This is a genomic window from Bradyrhizobium sp. SPXBL-02 (assembly GCF_051853065.1).
Taxonomy (GTDB): domain Bacteria; phylum Pseudomonadota; class Alphaproteobacteria; order Rhizobiales; family Xanthobacteraceae; genus Bradyrhizobium.
This window is the reverse complement of sequence record NZ_CP182474.1, coordinates 5,995,450-6,012,560: the sequence shown is the minus strand read 5'-3', so window position 1 is coordinate 6,012,560 and position 17,111 is coordinate 5,995,450. Positions and strand designations below refer to the sequence as shown.

Below are 17,111 nucleotides of genomic sequence, written 5' to 3'. Positions count from 1 at the left end.
GGACGAACGCGTGCATCCTAAAGCATGCTACGCCCGGCCGGAATAGAGATCGGCAAAGCGTTCGCGCAGGACGTTCTTCTGGACCTTTCCCATCGCGTTGCGCGGCAGGCCGTCGACGAACACGACCCGCTTCGGCTGCTTGAATTTCGCCAAGCGTCCCGACAGCGCGGCGAGAATGGCGCGCTCGTCGACCGACGAGCCCGGCGCGCGAACCACCGCCGCGGTGACCCCCTCGCCAAAATCGGCGTGCGGCACGCCGACGACCGCGCTCTCGGAGACGCCCGGAATCGCGTCGATCTCGGTCTCGATCTCCTTGGGATACACGTTGAACCCGCCGGTGATGATGAGGTCCTTGCCGCGCCCGACGATGTGCAGGTAGCCGTCCGCGTCGAGCTTGCCGAGATCTCCCGTGATGAAGAAGCCGTCGGCGCGGAATTCGGCCGCGGTCTTGTCCGGCATGTTCCAGTAGCCCGCGAACACGTTGGGCCCCTTCACCTCGATCATGCCGACGTCGCCGACCGGGAGCATTGCGCCGGTCTCCGGATCGGTGACGCGAACCTCGACGGCGGGAAGCGGCCGGCCGACCGAGCCGGCAATGCGGGGCCCCTCATAGGGATTGGAGGCGATCATCCCGGTCTCGGTCATGCCGTAGCGTTCCAGGATCGCATGCCCGGTCCGCGCCTTCCAGGCCCGATGTGTCTCGGCCAGAAGCGGCGCCGAGCCGGCGACGAACAGCCTCATGTTGGCGGTGCTTCGCTCGTTCAGGTCAGGGCTCTCGAGCAGGCGGACATAGAAGGTCGGCACGCCCATCAGAACCGTGCTGCGCGTCATCGTCGCCAGGATGCGTTCGGCGTCGAACTTCTGCATGAACAGGATGCGCGCGCGGGCGGCGAAGGAGACGTTGCAGGCCACGAAGAGCCCGTGAACGTGATAGATCGGCAGGGCATGGATCAGCACGTCCTTGCTCGAATAGCGCCACTCCTTTACGAGCGTCAGCGCGTTCGAAGACAGGTTGCCGTGCGTCAGCATGGCTCCCTTCGAGCGGCCGGTCGTGCCCGACGTGTAGAGGATGGCGGCGAGATCGTCGTTCGTCCTGGCGAGGGTGTCAAATCGCGCCGGGAAGTCCGCCGCGGCCTGGACGAGCGAACCCTTGCCGCGCTGATCGAGCGTCTCGACCCGGCCGCCTGCCTTGGCGGCGATGACGCGCAAATCGGCCTCTTCCCTGGGATCGCACACGATCAATGTCGGCTGCGCGTCGCGGATGAAGTACTCGGTCTCGGCCGGCGTATAGGCGGTGTTGAGCGGCAGATAGACCGCGCCTGCGCGCAGCGTTGCAAGATAGAGCGCGACGGCCTCGACGGATTTCTCCACCTTGGCCGCGACGCGGTGGTTCGGGCCGATGCCGATGCTGGCGAGGAAGTTCGCGAACCTGCCGCTGAGGGCGGCGAGTTCGGCATAGCTCAACGCCGTGCCGTCGTCCTTCTCGATGCAGATGGATTGGTCGGACTCCGCGCCGGCGAGCAGGCGGTCGTACAGGTTCGAGCTCATGACGAGATCTTCCGTTGCGAGTTGGTGTGAGGACTGGGAACGAGGTCGCGCGACGACAGTTTCGCGCGAAGCGCCTTCTTCACGTTGTCGGAAGCGACGACGGTCCCGGCTTCCGCAAAGGCCTCGTGGTTCGCCTCGATGTGCTCGAGCGCGTAGAGATAGTTCACCATCAGCCCGTAGGACTGCTTCATGCCCTTGGCGGAGGCGTCGCCGAGGAAATTCAGCCGTTCCAGGCGTGCGCCGTTGCCGAGGTGGAAGCGGGCGACCGGGTCCACCGGCTTGCCCGACGGCAGCTTCGCCTTCAGGAAGTAATAGGCGGCAAGCGCGGTGATGGCCTCTTTCGCCTGCGCAATATCGCCGCCGTCCTCGATCGCGGCCATCGCTCGGCGCGTGTCGTCGTCGATCGCAGCCGATGCCTCGCTCTTGAGCTCGCGCCTCGCCCAGCCGGCAAGGCCGGGCACGGGCGACAGGGTGACGAAGGTCTTCAGGTTCGGCAGCTCGCGGGCGAGATCCTGCACCACCTGCTTGATCAGGAAGTTGCCGAACGAGACGCCGGCGAGGCCCTTTTGCGTGTTCGAGATCGAGTAGAACACGGCGGTGGTCGCCTCGTGCGCGGCAATCGCCTGGCGCGACTTGTCCAACAGCGGTCCGATCGCGCCGGGAATCTCGCGTGTGAGCGCGACCTCGACGAAGATCAGCGGCTCGTCCACCAGCTGCGGATGGAAGAACGCGTAACAGCGGCGGTCCGGCGGCTCGAGCCGGTTGCGCAAATCGTCCCAGTCCTGGATGGCGTGGACGGCCTCATACCTGATGATCTTCTCCAGGATGTTGGCCGAGGTGGTCCAGTCGATCGGTCGCAGCACGAGGAACCCCCGGTTGAACCAGGACGAGAACAGATGGACGAAGTCGTCGTCGACGGCCTGCAGCTCGGGATGCTCGCGCAGCAGCGCGAGCAGCACCTCGCGCATCCGCACCAGCGAGGCCGTTCCGCCCGGCGCGAGGTTGAGGCGCCGGATCAGCTCCTGCCGGCGTGGCTCCGCGGCGGCATGGAGCGCCTCGAGCTTGCTGCCGTCGCCACCCTCCTTGCGCTGGTAGGCGGCGATCGCGAGCTCGATGGCGCGGCGGTCGGGCCCGAACCGGTCGGCGAGGGAGGATAGAAATTTGAGCCGCTGCGGCTCGGCCGCGGCTTCGAACGCGGCAAGCAGCGATTGCGCGATCGCAACGCCGGAGGCTTCGCCCCGACGCGACAGCAGCGCCTCGCCCAGAAGCGCGAGGTCGCGATCCTCGCTCGCCTCGCGATCCGGCTTGATGCCGAGAACCGCGCGGCCGCGTTGCGTCAACGTGTCGATCAGCCCTTGCAGGAATTCGGGTGCCGCGATGCGTCCGGATCGGATGTCGCTCAGCATGGTTCATGCCTCCTCGGTTAACGCGTCGGGGCGCCCATCACCAGATTGGGCAGGAAGGTGGAGATCGACGGGACCAGGCAGAGCAGGACCACCGCGAACGCCATCAGCACGACGAAAGGCAGCGTGCCCCAGATCACGTCGCGCAGCGGGATGTCGGGCGCGATATTCCTGATGACGAAGATGTTGAGCCCGACCGGCGGGTGGATCAGGCCCATCTCCATCACGATCGTCATCACCACGCCGAACCAGATCAGGTCGAAGCCGGCGTCCTTGAGCGGCGGCAGGATGATCGGCGCGGTCATCAGGATGATCGAGACCGGCGGCAGGAAGAAGCCGAGCACGACCACCAGCACCAGGATCGCGCCCAGCAGCACCCATGGTGACAGATGCATCGCCACGATCGCCTGCGCCGCGCCCTGGCTGATGTGGAGATAACTCATGACGTAGGAGTAGAGCAGCGACATGCCGATGATCAGCATCAGCATGGTCGATTCCTTCAGCGTCGATTCCAGGATCGGGCCGAGATCCCGCGGCCGCCACACGCCGTAGATCGAGGCGATCAGGACCAGCGCCAGGATGCCGCCGAGGCCGGCGGTTTCCGACGGCGTCGCATAGCCGCCATAGAGCGCGATCATGACGCCGCTGAGCAGCACGACGAAGGGCAGCACGCGCGGCAGCGCGCCGAAGCGCATCGCCATGGTGAAGCGCTCGTTCGACAGGATCGGATGCTGTGCCGGATCGGCGGCATAGGCGCGCTGCGCCGCCTTGTACTCGGCCTTGAACCTCAGCACGGCATAGGTCGCAAACAGCAGCACCAGCAGAAGGCCCGGCCCGATGCCGGCGAGGAAGAGACGTCCGAGCGACTGCTCGGCGGCGACCGCGTACAGGATCATGGTGATCGAGGGCGGCAGCAGGATGCCGAGCGTGCCGCCGGCGGCGATCACGCCCGCGGCGAAGCCGCCGGAATAGCCGCGCTTGCGCATCTCGGGAATGCCGGCGGAGCCGATCGCCGAGCAGGTGGCCGGAGACGATCCGGCCATCGCGGCGAACAGCGCGCAGGCGAACACGTTGGCAATGCCGAGACCGCCGGGGATGCGGCCCATCCAGACATGGAGCGCGCTGTAGAGGTCCTGTCCCGCCTTCGACTTGCCGATCGCGGCGCCTTTCAGGATGAAGAGCGGGATCGCCAGCAGCGTGATCGAAGCCATCTCCTCGTAGACGTTCTGCGTCACCGTATCGAGCGATGCGGCGGGCATGAAGTAGTACATGAAGATGACGGCGACCGCGCCGAGCGCCAGCGCGATCGGCATGCCCGAAGCCATGACGGCGAGGGTCGCACCACCATACATCAATCCGACGGCAAGCGTGCTCATTTGCTCCTCCATGTCTCGAGGCTCGCGGCCAGCTGAAGCGCGATCTGCAGCGTCATCAGCGTCATGCCGAGCGACATCATGCTGTAGGGAATCCACAGCGGCGGGGCCCAGGTCGATCCGGACACCTGTCCGTCGACCCAGGCTTCGTGGAACAGCGTCCAGGATTTCCAGGCGAAGAAGGCGCAGAACGATAGGCTCGCGGCGTCGACCGCGAGCATGCGGATCGCATTGCCGCGCTTCGAGAGGTAGCCGGTGAGCGCCTCGATGCCGATATGGCCGCGCCCGGCCTGTACGAACGCGGTGGACAGGAACGTGGCGCCGACCAGCAGGAACACCGCGGCCTCGTCCTGCCAATAGGTTGCCGCGTTGAAGAAGTAGCGCGCGGCCACGCTGTAGCTCAGGATCGTGCTCGCGAGGATGAGCGCGATCGAGCAGAGCACGACGATCACCCTGTTGAGCAGGGTCATCGCGCGCGCGATCCGTCCGACCGGGGAGCCGGGGCGCGCCGCGGTCACGGCGGTGGAATGACCGAGATCGATGCCGTGCGCGCTCATGAGCCCGCCTCCATGGCGAGCTTGATCAGGCGGGCGCAGTTCTCGTTCTTGCCCGCGTAATCCTTCCAGGCCGTCTCGCGCGAAAGATCCCGCCAGGCCTGAACCGTCTTGTCGTCGAGATCGTGCACCGTCGCGCCGGCGGCCTGGTAGACCTTGGCGACACGAACGTCGTCTTCCACCGCAGCATTGCGGCCGAACGCTTCGAGCTCGGCGCCGACCGAGACGATGATGTCGCGCTCCTCGTTCGACAGCCGGTCGAACACCGCCTTCGACATCACGAGCGGCTCGAGCATGAACCAGTAGCTCTTGGCCCGCCCCGTCGTCAGATGCTTGGCGAGTTCCTCCAGGCGGAAGGAGGTCAGGCTGGTGGAGGAGGTGAGGGCGGCATCGCACGCGCCGGTCTGCATCGCCGCATAGAGCTCGTTGGAGGGCAGCGACAGCACCGAGGCGCCGGCAGCCTGCAGCACCAGATCCATCTCGCGCGAGCCGCCGCGGACCTTCATGCCCTTGGCATCGCCGACCGCGACCAGCGGGCGCGAACGGCTGGCGACGCCGCCGGCCTGCCAGATCCAGGTGACGATGACGAGGCCCTTGGCGGCGAGGAATTTGGTGAACTCCTGGCCGATCGGCTTGTTCTTCCAGCCGAGGCCTTCGTCGTAGCCGGTGACGAGGCCCGGCATCAGGCCGATGTTCAGCTCGGGAAGATCGCCGCCGGCGTAGGAGATCGGAATGAGGCTCATGTCGAGCGCGCCTTTGCGCATCGCCGAAACCTGCGCGTTGGTCTTCATCAGCGACGAGCCCGGATAGATCTCGGCGGTCATCGCGCCCTTGCTGCGCTCCTGGATCAGCGTCGCGAAGCGCCGGCAGAGCCGGTCGCGGAAATCGCCCTCGGTCGCGGTGCCTCCCGGAAACTGGTGCGAGATCTTCAGGGCCGTGGCCGCGCGCGCCGCTCCGAACCGGAGCAGCGCCGGGGCCGCGATCCCCAGGGCCAGAGTTTGGGCCAAGGCTTGGCGTCTTGAAATCCTCATTCCATACCTCCCGCGCTAGATTGCATTTTTTATTTCTAATCTTGCATACAATTCATATATGAACTGCATGCTGTATGTTTTGTCAAGCGTATGGTATGGAATTGCAGGATCGGGTGTATACAATGAGCCAGGCCTTCAGACTGAAGCAGTCCATCGAAGACGCTGTGATTGCAGGGGAATTTCAACCCGGCGATCGCTTGGACGAAGCCTCGCTGGCGGAGCGATTCGGCGTGTCGCGGACGCCCATCCGCGAGGCGCTGCTGCAACTCGGCGCCGAAGGCTTCATCGATGTCCGCCCGCGACGCGGCGCCATTGTCAGCGTCCCGTCACCGACCCGGCTGTTCGAGATGTTCGAGACCATGGCGGAGATCGAAAGCGCCTGCGGACGGCTGGCCGCGCGGCGGCTGACGCCGGACAATGATGCGGCGATGGAAGCTGCGCACCGGGCCTGCGAGACGGCCGCGCGAAACGGCGACAGCGAGCAGTATTACGCCGACAACCGCAACTTCCACGAAGCGATCTACCGCGCCAGCCGCAACAGCTTCCTGGCCGATCAGGCCTTCGCCTTGCACAAGCGCTTGAGCGCCTATCGCCGCATCCAGCTGCGGGCGCGCAACCGGCTGCTGCAATCGCTGCAGGAGCATGCCGGCATCCTGGAAGCGATCCGCGCCGGCGACGAGCAATTGGCCGCGACGCGCCTCCACGACCACGTCCTGGTGCAGGGCGAACGGTTCTCGGACATGGTCCTCGGCCTTTCACCCGCCGGCCAGTCTCCTGCCGAAGGCAGGAGGGAGACTGCGAAATAGACGTGGGTTGTTCGCCTCTGCTCTCCGAGAGCGAAGCGGACATGCCGCAGCGTTCACCGTTGAAACAGCACGGCCCTCATCCAGATATTTCTCAGTTGCGGAGCGTGGCTTCACAGCCTCTCGTTTGCACGTGAAAGGAGGATGATGGGAGATGCTCCACGCGGCGAGGTGCGGAGTTCGGTCGAACCTGCCCGGCAGCTCGCGACCAGTTCCGTTGGGGAATCTCGGAGCAATGATGAGAAGTCCCGCCGGACTGAGCGTAGAAGCCGGGAGCTTTCGCCCGAACGTCTCATTCCCGATCTGCAGAGGATGCTGCTCGGCCTTGGATGCTGATCTTCCTTGGCCGAGCAGCATCCTCTCTCGCGTTCGTCTCATGTGACTCCGGTGCAACCGTCTCGGGCGATGCGGTGGCGATCAGCCTGCATTTCAACAGCCGGATCGATCGCGCCCGTTCCAAGCTGACGCTGCCGCGAGGCCTGAGCGCTGGCCCATCTTGCCGCGGCAACCATTCCCTGTAATCTGGGTAAAACACTGGGGAAGAAGCCGATGGGAGGAGTTTTGGAGGGCGTGCGCGTGCTCGATTTCGGGCGCTATATCGCCGGGCCCTATTGCGCCACATTGCTGGCCGAGTTCGGGGCCGAGGTCATCCGCATCGAGAAGCGCGACGGCAGCGAGGATCGTTTCGTCGCGCCGGTGGGCGAAGGCGGCGAGGGCGCGCTGTTCCTCCAGGTCAATCGCAACAAGAAGTGCATCACGCTCGATCCGATGAAGGCGCAAGGCCAGGAGGTGATGCGCCGCCTGATCGCGACCGCGGATGTCGTGGTCGCCAACCTGCCGCCGCAGACCTTGCGCGCGATGAAGCTCGACTACGACTCGCTGAAGGCGATCAAGCCGGACATCATCCTGACCACGGCCACCGCGTTCGGCGGGCCGGGCCCGTGGTCCGACCGGGTCGGCTTCGACGGCGTCGGCCAGGTGATGTCGGGCTCGGTGTACATGACGGGCGCGGGCGATCCGCCGTATCGGGCCGCGGTGAACTGGGTCGATTTCGGCACCGCGCTGCACTGCGCCTTCGGCACGCTCGCCGCGCTGATCGAGCGCGGCAAATCCGGGCGCGGCCAGATCGTCGAGGGCGCGCTGCTCGCAACCGCGCTGTCCTTCACCAATGCCACGCTGATCGAGCAGGCCGTCATCAACGTCAACCGCGTGCCGACCGGCAATCTCGGCCAGACCGCGGCTCCTGCCGACATCTACCGCACCAGGGACGGCTGGGTGCTGTGCCAGGTCACCGGTCATCCGCTGTTCAAGCGCTGGGCGCGGCTGATGGGCGAGGAGGAGGTGTGGCTGAACGACCCGCGCTTTGCCGACGACATCAGCCGCGGCAACAACGGCCGCATCATCAGCGAGCGGATGGCGCGCTGGTGCGCCGAGCGCACCACGCAGGAGGCGGTCGATACGCTGGGCCAGGCGATGATCCCGACCGGCCCCGTGCTCTCACCGCAGCAGGCGCTGGATCATCCGCATATCCGCGCCGCCGGCTTCATGCAGCATGTCGACTATCCCGGCCTGCCGAAGCAGGCGCCGGTCGCCCGCGCCGCGGTGCGGCTGTCGGAAACGCCCGGCGAGATCGCAAGCCGCCCGCCGACGCTCGGCGAGCACACCGATGTCGTCCTTACCGAGCTCGGCTATGATGCGGACCAGATCGCAGCGCTTCGGCAAGGCGGCATCATCTAGCATCACAGCAGCAGCTTCAGCGCCTTGGCATCGGCCGGTGCTGCGCTCTTCTGGTCGTTGTCGAAATAGACGTAGACGTCGCAGCCCTGCCGCTTCCACGACGTGATGCGCTTGGCCCATTGCGCCAGCGTGGCCTTCGTATAGTGCCCGTGATAACGCCCGCTTGGCCCGTGTCCGCGCACATAGACGAAATCCGCCGTGCGCTTCCACGGCGCCGGCGCATCGTGATGGTCGGACAGGCACAGCGAGATGTTTTCCTCAGTCAGCATCCGCAGGATGCGCGGCTGATACCAGCTCGGATGACGGAATTCGAAACTGTAACGCCGCTTTCGTGACAGCAGCTTGAAGAACGACGCGAGCCGGTCCGCATTCGCCTCGAACTGCGGCGGCAGCTGGAATAGGATCGGGCCGGCCTTGCCGCCGAGCCGCGTGATGCGGTCCTCGAGCAGCTCGAGGCTGTTGACGGAGCGGTCCGACAGGCGCTTCCAGTGCGTGATGAATTTCGACGCCTTCCAGGCGAACACGAAATCGCGGCCGGTCTGCTCGCGCCATCCCGTCACTGCCTCCGGCGTCGGCGTGCGGTAAAACACCCCGTTCAGCTCCGTGGTGTCGAACTGCCCGGCATAGTAGCGAAGTTGCTGCTTCAGCGTCACGCCCTCGGGGAAGAACGGGCCGCGCCAGGAGGCGTAGTGCCAGCCCGAAGTTCCGATCAGAACGCGCGCCATGTTTCACGTGCCATCCGTTGCTATTTGCCGGAGGGAACGTCCGTACGGCCGATACGTTTCTCGTGCGCATCAACGTAAGGACCGGAACCGATGTACGCGCTGTTCGAAGGCAACAAGCAGATCGGCAATCCCTTTCCGACCGAGAAGGAGGTGTGGGAAGCCGCCTTGATCGAGGGCCTGGTCACCGATGTCCCGGTCGCCGACGAGGAGGGCGGTCACCTCTTGCCCGACGGCTATCACGTCGAGCGCGTCGACGAGACATTCGCGCCGCGCCCGGACTGGAAGCTGCCGCGCGAGATCTCCTGAGCTAGTTCGACGCCAGCGCCGCCTTGGCGACCTCGGCCATCCAGCGCGAGGCCACCGGCAGGATCGCGTCGTTGAAATCGTAGCGAGGGCCGTGCAGCTCCGCGCCGTCGCGCAAGGGCCCGTTGCCGATCCAGACGAAGGCGCCGGGCCGCTGCTGCAGATAATGGGCAAAATCCTCGCCGGCCATGCTGGGGGCGAGATCGCGCCGCACCGGCGCCTGCACCTTCTCCGCGGCGATGCGCGCGAGGTCGGCCTCATCAGGCGTGTTGATCACGACGCCGACACCCCAGACGATCTCGGGCGTGACTTTGACGCCGAAGCTGGTCGCGATCCCGGCGCAGGTGCGCTCGATGCCGTCGAGGATGGTGTCCTTGACCGCCTCGCGGTGGTAGCGCAGCGTGCCGCGGATGGTGACGCGTCCGGCGATCTGGTTCGCCGCGGTGCCGCCTTCGATGGTGCACAGCGACAGCACGGCGGTGTCGAGCGGATCGACGCCGCGCGAGGTAATCGATTGCAGCGCGACGATGAGGTGCCCGGCCGCCACCACGGGATCGCGCGTCAGATGCGGCATGCCGGCGTGCCCGGCGTGGCCCTCGATCGTGATGCTGATGCGCCCGCCGGAGGCCATGACGACGCCGTCGTGCACGGCGATGGTCCCGGCGGCAAGGCCCGGCCAGTTGTGGAAGCCGAAGATCCGCTCCATCGGAAAACGGTCGAACAGCCCGGCCGCGACCATCGCGCGCGAGCCGCCAAAGCCTTCCTCGGCCGGCTGGAAGACGAAATCGACCGTGCCGCTCCAATCGCTGTCGGCGGCGAGCAGCGCCGCGGCGCCCAGCAGCGAGGCGGTATGGCCGTCATGGCCGCACGCATGCATCACGCCCGATGTCTTTGAAGCATAGGGCAGGGCGGTGTCCTCGGTGATCGGCAGCGCATCCATGTCGGCGCGCAGGCCGACCCGCCTTTGCGCGTGGCCGCGCGTCAGGGTCGCGACGATGCCGTGGCCGCCGATGCCGGCCTCGAAGGGAATGCCGAGCTCGGTGAGCTTGTCCCGCACGAAGGCGGCGGTGGCCTCTTCCTGGAGCGACAGTTCGGGATGCGCATGCAGGTGCCGGCGCCACGCGGTCAGTTTCTGGTGGAGTTCGGGGGACAAGGCAGGTGTCTCTTGAGTGATGTCGGTTGCCGTCACCATAATGGATTATCACCGCCATGCACCCCGCGCCTTGGAATGCCTCGCGTGCAGCAATGTGCTTTTCCGTCATTCCGGGGCGCGCCTCTTGGCGCGAACCCGGAAATCCATGGTGCAGCTCGCTCCGAGGCCCAGTGGATTCTCAGGTGCGCAATTGCGCACCATAGCTCGCGACTTCGTCGCGCCCCGGAATGACGAGCATGGGTGTTACGCCAGCTTCGCCAGCCCCTTCCAATCGAACCCGATCCCATGCCCCGGCCGGTCAGGCGCCAGCGCCAGCCCGTCTTTCAGCACCAGCGGATGCTCGATGTACTTGTCGAGCCCGAATCCGTGCGCCTCCAGATAGGATCGGTTCGGGCAGGCCGCGAGCAGGTGCACGGTGACGTCGTGCGCGCCATGACTGGTGACCGGCAGGTTGAACGCCTCCGCCAGCCGCGCGATCTTCATGAACGCGCTGACGCCGCCGCAATTGGTGACGTCGGGCTCCGGATAGGACACCGCGCCGGATGCGATGTAGTTCTTGAACTCCCACAGCGAGCGCAGATTCTCGCCCGCTGCGATCGGCACGCCGCCGGCCTGCATGATGCGCACATGCCCGGCGACGTCGTCGGGAATGATCGGCTCCTCCAGCCAGGTCAGGTCATAGGGCACGAACGCGCGCGCGGCGCGGATGGCTTCCTCGACCGTCCATTTCATGTTGGCGTCCGCCATCAGCGGAAAGCCGTCGCCGAGATGCTGTCGCATCGCCGAGACGCGCGCGACGTCGGACTTGAGCTCGGGCCGGCCGACCTTCATCTTGATGGCGCGAAAGCCCTTGGCGAGATTGCCGTCGGTCTGCTTGAGCAGCGCATCGACGGAGAGATCGAGGTCGATGCCGCCGGCATAGCACGGCACGTGCGCATCGAAGGTGCCGAGCAGGCGGTACAGCGGCAGCTTGGCGCGCCGCGCCTTCAAATCCCACAGCGCGATGTCGAGCGCCGACAGCGCCAGCACCGCCGGCCCGCCGCGCCCGCCATAATGCAGCCCCCACCAGACATGATGCCAGATCGCTTCGGTGCCGTCGGCCTCGTGCCCTTCAACCAACGGCGGGATCTCGCGCTTGAGAATGTCGGCCACAGCCCCGCCATTGCGCCCGACCGTGTAGGTGTAGCCGACGCCCTCGGCGCCATCGGCATCGCGGACGCGGCAGGTGATCAGCTCGAACGCCGTCATGTCGCCATGCGTGGAGTCCGACAGCGCGACGGGGAGGGGGATCCGGTAGAACCCGGTCTCGATGTTTGCGATGCGCGGCATGTAGCCTCCCTGTTTTTTCTTTTGCTTCGTAGGGTGGGTTAGCTAGCGGTTGCGCGAAGCGCAAACGCTGGCGTAACCCACCACTTCTGTTGCCGTGGATGCACACGACTTGGGTTACGCTGACGCTAACCCACCCTACAAACCAAACTCACCGCATCGTCGCGAGTTGCACCGCCAGCGCGCAGGCGCGGTCGTATTCGTCGAGATTGATCCATTCGTCGACCGTGTGCGCCTCGTTCTGGCCGGCGCCGAAGGTCACGGTCGGAACGCCGTGGCGGACCATCCAGTTGGCGTCCAGGCCGCCATTGGCCGCGCGCACGTTCGGGGTGCCGCCGACCGCAGACACCGCCTCGATCGCGCGCTTCACCACAGGCAGGTTCTCCTTCATGCGGAACGGATAATAGTCGGTCTCGGCCTTGAACTTGACCTTGCCGGACTTGCCTTGCGCGTTCGTCACCTTCTTGGCCGCCTTCTCGAACGCGGCCTTGTAGGCCTTGGTGATCTCCTTGAAGAACTTTCCGTCATGGCTGCGGCTCTCGCCGCGCACATGGACGTAGTCGGTGACGACGTTCGTGGCATCGCCCGCGGGGCGGCCTTCGCCGCCGGTGACGGGACCGACATTGCTGGTGCCCTGCTGCTTGCCCTTCACCACCTTGCCGAACCAGCCGCCGGCCTTCACCTCGGCAAGCGCGAGGGCCATGATCATGGTCGAGGAGATGCCGCGCTCCGGCGCGACGCCCGCATGCGAGGCGCGGCCGAAGATCTCGACGGTCCAGCGGTCGGCGCCGACGGCCCCGATCACGACGTTGGAGGCCGAGCCGCCGTCATAGTTGAACGCCATCACCGGCGAGCCGAGCTCGTCGAGCTTGACGTGACGCGCGCCATAGAGCCCGCTCTCCTCGCGCACGCAGAACAGAAGCGTGATCGGCGGATGATCGAGCTTCTGCTTGGCGAGCTCGGCGGCCAGCGTCACCAGCACGCCGCAGCCGCAGCGATTGTCGCCGCCGAGCGCGGTCCTGGCCTCGTTGACGATCTTGCGCCCGGACTTCTTCGGCTTGGCGCCGGCGCACAGCGGCACCGTGTCCATGTGGGTCATGAACATGATCCGCGGCTGGTTGTGCAGCGCGCCGCGGCCGGGCAGGTCGACGATGAGGTTGCCGGTCTCGGTCGGCACAGGAATGCGCGTGTTGGCGTCGTCGAGCCGGATCGCCTTCGCCGGCACGCCGGCCTCCTTCAGCGCGGCCGTGAGCTCCCGCCCGATCGCCGCCTCCTGTCCGGTGACGCCCTCTACAGTGAGGAAGCGCATGAGACGATCGGTGGCGGCTTTGGTGTCGACAGGCATGGACTCGAATTCCCCTTGATGCGGATGGCGGCGCAGCATCCCCTGCGCTTTCGCATTTCGCAAGGGGCTCAGACGCGCTGCGTGTAGATCAAAAAGATCAGCACGCCGAGCGCCAGCGCCGCCGCCATGAACAGCAGCACCGCCGGCAGCCCCGCGAGCGCGGCCACCGCGCCGGTGACGGACTGCATCAGCGCGGTGCCGAGAAAGAAGGCGAGATTGACGGCCGCAAGTGCTTTCCCTGCGACCTGCGCGTCGACGAGCTGCCTCGACATGCCGAAAAGCAGCGGCTGCGCCGAGGTGAAGAGCCCGATCAGCACGAACAATGCCAGATCGTAGGACGGCGGCATGACGTTCACGCCGAACAGCCATGCAACGGCAAAGTGCGGGGCTCCCAGCGCCATCAGCGCGAGCAGCAGCGCCGCGATCGCATGCGTGCCGGCGATCAGCTCGCGGCGGCGGCCGAGCCTGCGGTCGATCATGCCGACCAGCAGCGGGCCTGCGATCATCGCCAGCGTGAAGGCGCCGAGCTGGTTGCCGGCCTCGACCCGCGTCAGTCCCTTGATCTCCATCAGCCAGGGCCCGCCCCACAGGCCGCGCAGCACCAGCGAGCTCGCCAGCGACACCATCGCCAGCGCGATCACGCCGCGCAGCGGCCGCGACAGGCCGAGCCTGACCACATCGATCATCTGCGACAACGGCGAGGACGAGTCCTTGTGCTCGGCCGGCTGGTGCGGCACCAGCACGAAGACCGCGAGCGCGACGAGGATGCCGCCGATCGCGGAGAGCCAGAAACCGGCGCGCCAGCCGTAACTGTCGATCACGAAAGCGAGCGGGCTCGCTGACAGCAGCATGCCGATATTGCCGATCGAGAGGATGGCGCCGGACCACAATCCGAACCGCGCCGCCGACAATTGCTTGGCGGCGAGCGTCATCGGGCACATCAGCATGCCCGAGGTGGCGACGCCGAGCAGCAGCTGCCCGACGGCGAAGCTCTCAGGCCCCGTCGCAAATCCCGAGGCCACCGCGCCGAACACGGTTCCCGCCAGCAGGCCGAGCGAGACCGGCCGCACGCCAAATCGGTCCATCGCCGCGCCGACCGGGATCTGCGAAGCCGCAAAGGCGAAGTGATAGACCGACGTGAGGCTCGCCAGCGCCTGCGGCTCGATGTGGAAATCCGCCGCCATCAGGTCGAGGCTCACCGCCGGAATGGTGCGCAGCAGGGTCGACAGCATGTGGCCGCAGGCGAGCGCGACCAGCGCGAAGATCAGCGCGCGGGTGGCTGTGCCCGCGTCGTTGGCGGCCGTGGTCATGAGCGTCCCGTCCCGAGAAGGTTTTGGGTGGGGTTACATGATCGCGGGGGCGGGCGCCAATGGCGGCAGTGCGACCCCCTCATGCCGGAATGTGGCTTCTCCAGTCGCGACCAGTCGCTTGGCAGGCTCATCCATGTCGCGGCGGTCGTGAACCTGAACGAGCGCCAAGACGTTATGCCGGCAAAACGTGGTATCCTGCAGACCAGGAAGCGCCATGACATGCGGTGGCAGCGGCAATGTCCTCGTCCGAGAGTACAAGTCAGACGACCAGTGACGCGGCCCGCCGGGAGCGGCGAAGGAGCAATTTTCTACTGTTGCTTCTCGCCGTTGGATTTCTCGTCTTCGGCGTCGCAGCGGGTGCACTCAATTACGCGTTGCGGCCGGAGATTCTCCGGATCGCCGTCGGGCCGCCTGGCAGCGACGATTACAAGGTCATTCAGGCGATGGCCGATGCGTTCGGCAGCGAAAGCCGAACTGTCAGGCTGCGTCCGATCAAGGCCGACGGAGCGATGGAAGCTCTCGCCCTGCTTGGGTCTGGCAAGGCCGATCTTGCCGTCGGCCGCGGCGACCTGGACATGCCGGCCGAGGCGCAGACCGTCGCTGTCGTACGCAAGAACTTCGTCGTGCTCTGGGCACCTTCCGGGCTTGCGGGCAAGAGTTCGAAAAGAAAGCCGTCGCCGAAGATCAAGGAGGTCGCCGATCTTTCAGGGCGCCGTGTCGGGGTGATCGGGCGGACGCCGGTGAATCCCGCGCTGCTGCGCGTCATCCTGAGCGCCGCCGGAGTGCAGCCCGACAAGGTCGCCGTGGCGCAGTTCGGCACTGACCAGATCGATGAGCTCGCGCGCGATCTCACCCTCGATGCCTTCATGGCGGTCGGGCCCCTCGACAGCAAGATCACCTCCGATGCCGTTGCCGCAACGGCGCGGGCGCGCGGCGAGCCGAAGTTTCTCGCCATCGAGGCATCGGAAGCGATCGCCATCAAGCATCCCCGGTATGAATCGGAGGAGATTCCACCCAGCATCTTCAATGCGGATCCGGCTTGGCCAGGTGACAAGGTTGAAACTCTCAGCGTCAGCCATCTGATCGTGGCGAGAAAGAGCCTGCCCGAAGCGACGGTCGCCGCGTTTTTCCGTCAGCTCTTTGCCGTTCGCCAGGCGATCGCGAGGCAGGTCCCTGGCGCTGCACACATCACCAAGCCCGACCTCGAGAAGGAGGCTGAGCTGCAGGTCCACCGGGGCGCGGCGGCCGTCATCGACGGCAACGAACGCACGTTTCTCGACCGGTATGGCGACTTTTTCTGGTTCGGGCTCCTGCTTCTCTCTGGAATCGGCTCCGCTGCCGCTTGGTTGCGGCGCTATTTGAACCGCGACGAAAGGGACGACAATACCAGCCATCGCAACCGAATCCTGGCCATGGTTTCCAGCGCGAGGACCGCGGAATCCAATCAGGAGCTTGTGGCATTGCAGCGCGAGGCCGATATTATCATCGCCGAGACGCTCGAATGCTATGATGACGGCGCGATCGAGCAAGAGGAGCTCGCGGCATTCGGACTGGTGCTCGACCTCTTGAGCAATGCCATTGCCGAGAGGCGAACCGCACTGCAACGTACCACCCTCGAAACGGTTCGGGGCGCGGTAGGGAGCCACGGCGTTACGCCGCGGGGATAAAGCGTCGTGGCGCCTCCGTACTGCGCGCGACGGTTGCAGTAATTGCCTCGGCATACTCGTCTTCGTCATCGAGCGCTTCCGTCGGCGGATATAGGAACAAAAAAGACATCGTCTCTCTTACCTCGGTAAGGAGACCTGATCATGCTGTCCTCGAGACCACCGCGGCCCATTCGCACAACGCTCGATCTTGCGAACGCCGGTCAGGTCAAGTCGGTACGCAGGCGCCTTCGCATCACCAATGCCGATCTGGTCAGGATCGTCGACAAGATCGGCAATTCTCTGACGGCCATCGAGAAGGAAGTGGAGCTCGAGAAACTGGCCGCTCAGCAGTGTAATGCCAGGGACGCGACGACGACCCTCGAATGAATCCGAGCCATCACGTCGAAAAGGAGACTTGCGATGAACGGTCTGATCTACCTCATAGGGCTCGTCGTTGTGATCGCGGCCATTCTTTCGTTCTTTGGCTTGCGATGAGCGCTGTGGTCCTGCAGCCCGACGCACCACCGATCCGGTGAAGCAATCTCGCGTGCACCAAAATGGTTGATCCGCACCAGGTCAATACCATCATAGCGACGACGGTCTGCGCGGTCTTCAAGGACCTTCCCGACGCTCAAATCGGAACTGAAGAAGCCAAGCTGCTGGCCAAGCAGATCACGGAAGCGCTGAACGCAGCTGGGCTGCAGATCGTCCCTGTGGATCCGGCGATCAAACGGCCTTAGAGCGTGATGAGATCAGGTTTGATTGCTACAACGTAAGTGCACTCCCTCTCCCGCTCTTGTCCGCCGAAGCCTTGGCGAAGGCGGATGCGGAGAGGGCTCGGGAGAGGGTGTTTT

General features: G+C 65.7%; 17 protein-coding genes. 7 read left to right on the top strand and 10 right to left on the bottom strand.

Features of this window, described 5'->3' with window-relative positions:
* Positions 1 to 27: 27 nt before the first annotated feature.
* Genes ACNJYD_RS28030 through dctP form a run of 5 tightly spaced genes read right to left on the bottom strand, consistent with a single transcriptional unit; the run spans position 28 to position 5,909 of the window.
* The gene (locus ACNJYD_RS28030) at positions 28 to 1,548 is read right to left on the bottom strand and encodes a malonate--CoA ligase (protein ID WP_439363923.1); all 1,521 of its coding nucleotides are present in this window, start codon (positions 1,546 to 1,548) and stop codon (positions 28 to 30) included.
* On the bottom strand, positions 1,545 to 2,954 hold the full coding sequence (locus ACNJYD_RS28025) for a malonyl-CoA decarboxylase (protein WP_439363922.1): 1,410 nt from the start codon (positions 2,952 to 2,954) through the stop codon (positions 1,545 to 1,547). The genes ACNJYD_RS28030 and ACNJYD_RS28025 overlap by 4 nt, the downstream gene beginning before the upstream one ends.
* 17 nt (positions 2,955 to 2,971) lie before the next feature.
* Positions 2,972 to 4,327 carry a TRAP transporter large permease gene (locus ACNJYD_RS28020; protein ID WP_212254698.1) on the bottom strand — a complete coding sequence of 452 codons (1,356 nt, stop codon included), beginning with the start codon at positions 4,325 to 4,327 and terminating at the stop codon, positions 2,972 to 2,974.
* Entirely contained in the window at positions 4,324 to 4,881 is a 558-nt protein-coding gene (locus tag ACNJYD_RS28015) for a TRAP transporter small permease (protein ID WP_439363921.1), read from the bottom strand. Before ACNJYD_RS28015 ends, ACNJYD_RS28020 begins: the two co-directional genes overlap by 4 nt.
* A complete protein-coding gene (gene dctP, locus ACNJYD_RS28010) occupies positions 4,878 to 5,909 on the bottom strand; it encodes a TRAP transporter substrate-binding protein DctP (RefSeq protein WP_212254700.1) in 1,032 nt (343 codons plus the stop codon). The genes ACNJYD_RS28015 and dctP overlap by 4 nt, the downstream gene beginning before the upstream one ends.
* 122 nt (positions 5,910 to 6,031) lie before the next feature.
* On the opposite strand from dctP, the gene ACNJYD_RS28005 reads away from it, so the two are divergent.
* The 3 genes from ACNJYD_RS28005 (at position 6,032) to ACNJYD_RS27995 (ending at position 8,449) form a co-directional block, all read left to right on the top strand.
* Positions 6,032 to 6,715, top strand: a complete 684-nt coding sequence (locus ACNJYD_RS28005) for a GntR family transcriptional regulator (protein WP_439363920.1) — start codon at positions 6,032 to 6,034, stop codon at positions 6,713 to 6,715.
* A gap of 326 nt (positions 6,716 to 7,041) precedes the next feature.
* On the top strand, positions 7,042 to 7,233 hold the full coding sequence (locus ACNJYD_RS28000) for a hypothetical protein (RefSeq protein ID WP_439363919.1): 192 nt from the start codon (positions 7,042 to 7,044) through the stop codon (positions 7,231 to 7,233).
* Positions 7,234 to 7,261: 28 nt separating this feature from the next.
* Entirely contained in the window at positions 7,262 to 8,449 is a 1,188-nt protein-coding gene (locus ACNJYD_RS27995; protein ID WP_439363918.1) for a CaiB/BaiF CoA transferase family protein, read from the top strand.
* 2 nt (positions 8,450 to 8,451) lie between these two features.
* Here ACNJYD_RS27995 and ACNJYD_RS27990 read toward each other — a convergent pair whose 3' ends face one another.
* The gene (locus tag ACNJYD_RS27990) at positions 8,452 to 9,174 is read right to left on the bottom strand and encodes a DUF72 domain-containing protein (protein ID WP_212254703.1); all 723 of its coding nucleotides are present in this window, start codon (positions 9,172 to 9,174) and stop codon (positions 8,452 to 8,454) included.
* Positions 9,175 to 9,264: 90 nt separating this feature from the next.
* Between ACNJYD_RS27990 and ACNJYD_RS27985 the strand changes: the two genes are divergently transcribed.
* Positions 9,265 to 9,480, top strand: coding sequence for a hypothetical protein (locus ACNJYD_RS27985; RefSeq protein WP_212254704.1), 216 nt, complete (start codon positions 9,265 to 9,267; stop codon positions 9,478 to 9,480).
* Between the two features lies 1 nt (position 9,481).
* On the opposite strand, the gene ACNJYD_RS27980 is transcribed toward ACNJYD_RS27985, so the two are convergent.
* The 4 genes from ACNJYD_RS27980 to ACNJYD_RS27965 form a co-directional block, all read right to left on the bottom strand.
* Positions 9,482 to 10,630, bottom strand: coding sequence for an amidohydrolase (locus ACNJYD_RS27980; protein WP_439363917.1), 1,149 nt, complete (start codon positions 10,628 to 10,630; stop codon positions 9,482 to 9,484).
* Between the two features lie 243 nt (positions 10,631 to 10,873).
* Entirely contained in the window at positions 10,874 to 11,959 is a 1,086-nt protein-coding gene (locus tag ACNJYD_RS27975) for a mandelate racemase/muconate lactonizing enzyme family protein (protein ID WP_439363916.1), read from the bottom strand.
* Between the two features lie 148 nt (positions 11,960 to 12,107).
* Positions 12,108 to 13,301 carry a M20/M25/M40 family metallo-hydrolase gene (locus tag ACNJYD_RS27970; RefSeq protein ID WP_439363915.1) on the bottom strand — a complete coding sequence of 398 codons (1,194 nt, stop codon included), beginning with the start codon at positions 13,299 to 13,301 and terminating at the stop codon, positions 12,108 to 12,110.
* Positions 13,302 to 13,369: 68 nt separating this feature from the next.
* The gene (locus tag ACNJYD_RS27965; RefSeq protein WP_439363914.1) at positions 13,370 to 14,611 is read right to left on the bottom strand and encodes an MFS transporter; all 1,242 of its coding nucleotides are present in this window, start codon (positions 14,609 to 14,611) and stop codon (positions 13,370 to 13,372) included.
* A 236-nt stretch (positions 14,612 to 14,847) separates the two neighbouring features.
* Between ACNJYD_RS27965 and ACNJYD_RS27960 the strand changes: the two genes are divergently transcribed.
* From ACNJYD_RS27960 to ACNJYD_RS27950, 3 genes are all read left to right on the top strand, one after another.
* A complete protein-coding gene (locus ACNJYD_RS27960; protein ID WP_439363913.1) occupies positions 14,848 to 16,278 on the top strand; it encodes a TAXI family TRAP transporter solute-binding subunit in 1,431 nt (476 codons plus the stop codon).
* Positions 16,279 to 16,419: 141 nt separating this feature from the next.
* Positions 16,420 to 16,644, top strand: a complete 225-nt coding sequence (locus ACNJYD_RS27955; RefSeq protein ID WP_172783855.1) for a hypothetical protein — start codon at positions 16,420 to 16,422, stop codon at positions 16,642 to 16,644.
* 170 nt (positions 16,645 to 16,814) lie between these two features.
* On the top strand, positions 16,815 to 16,997 hold the full coding sequence (locus tag ACNJYD_RS27950) for a hypothetical protein (protein WP_172783856.1): 183 nt from the start codon (positions 16,815 to 16,817) through the stop codon (positions 16,995 to 16,997).
* Positions 16,998 to 17,111 lie beyond the last annotated feature (114 nt).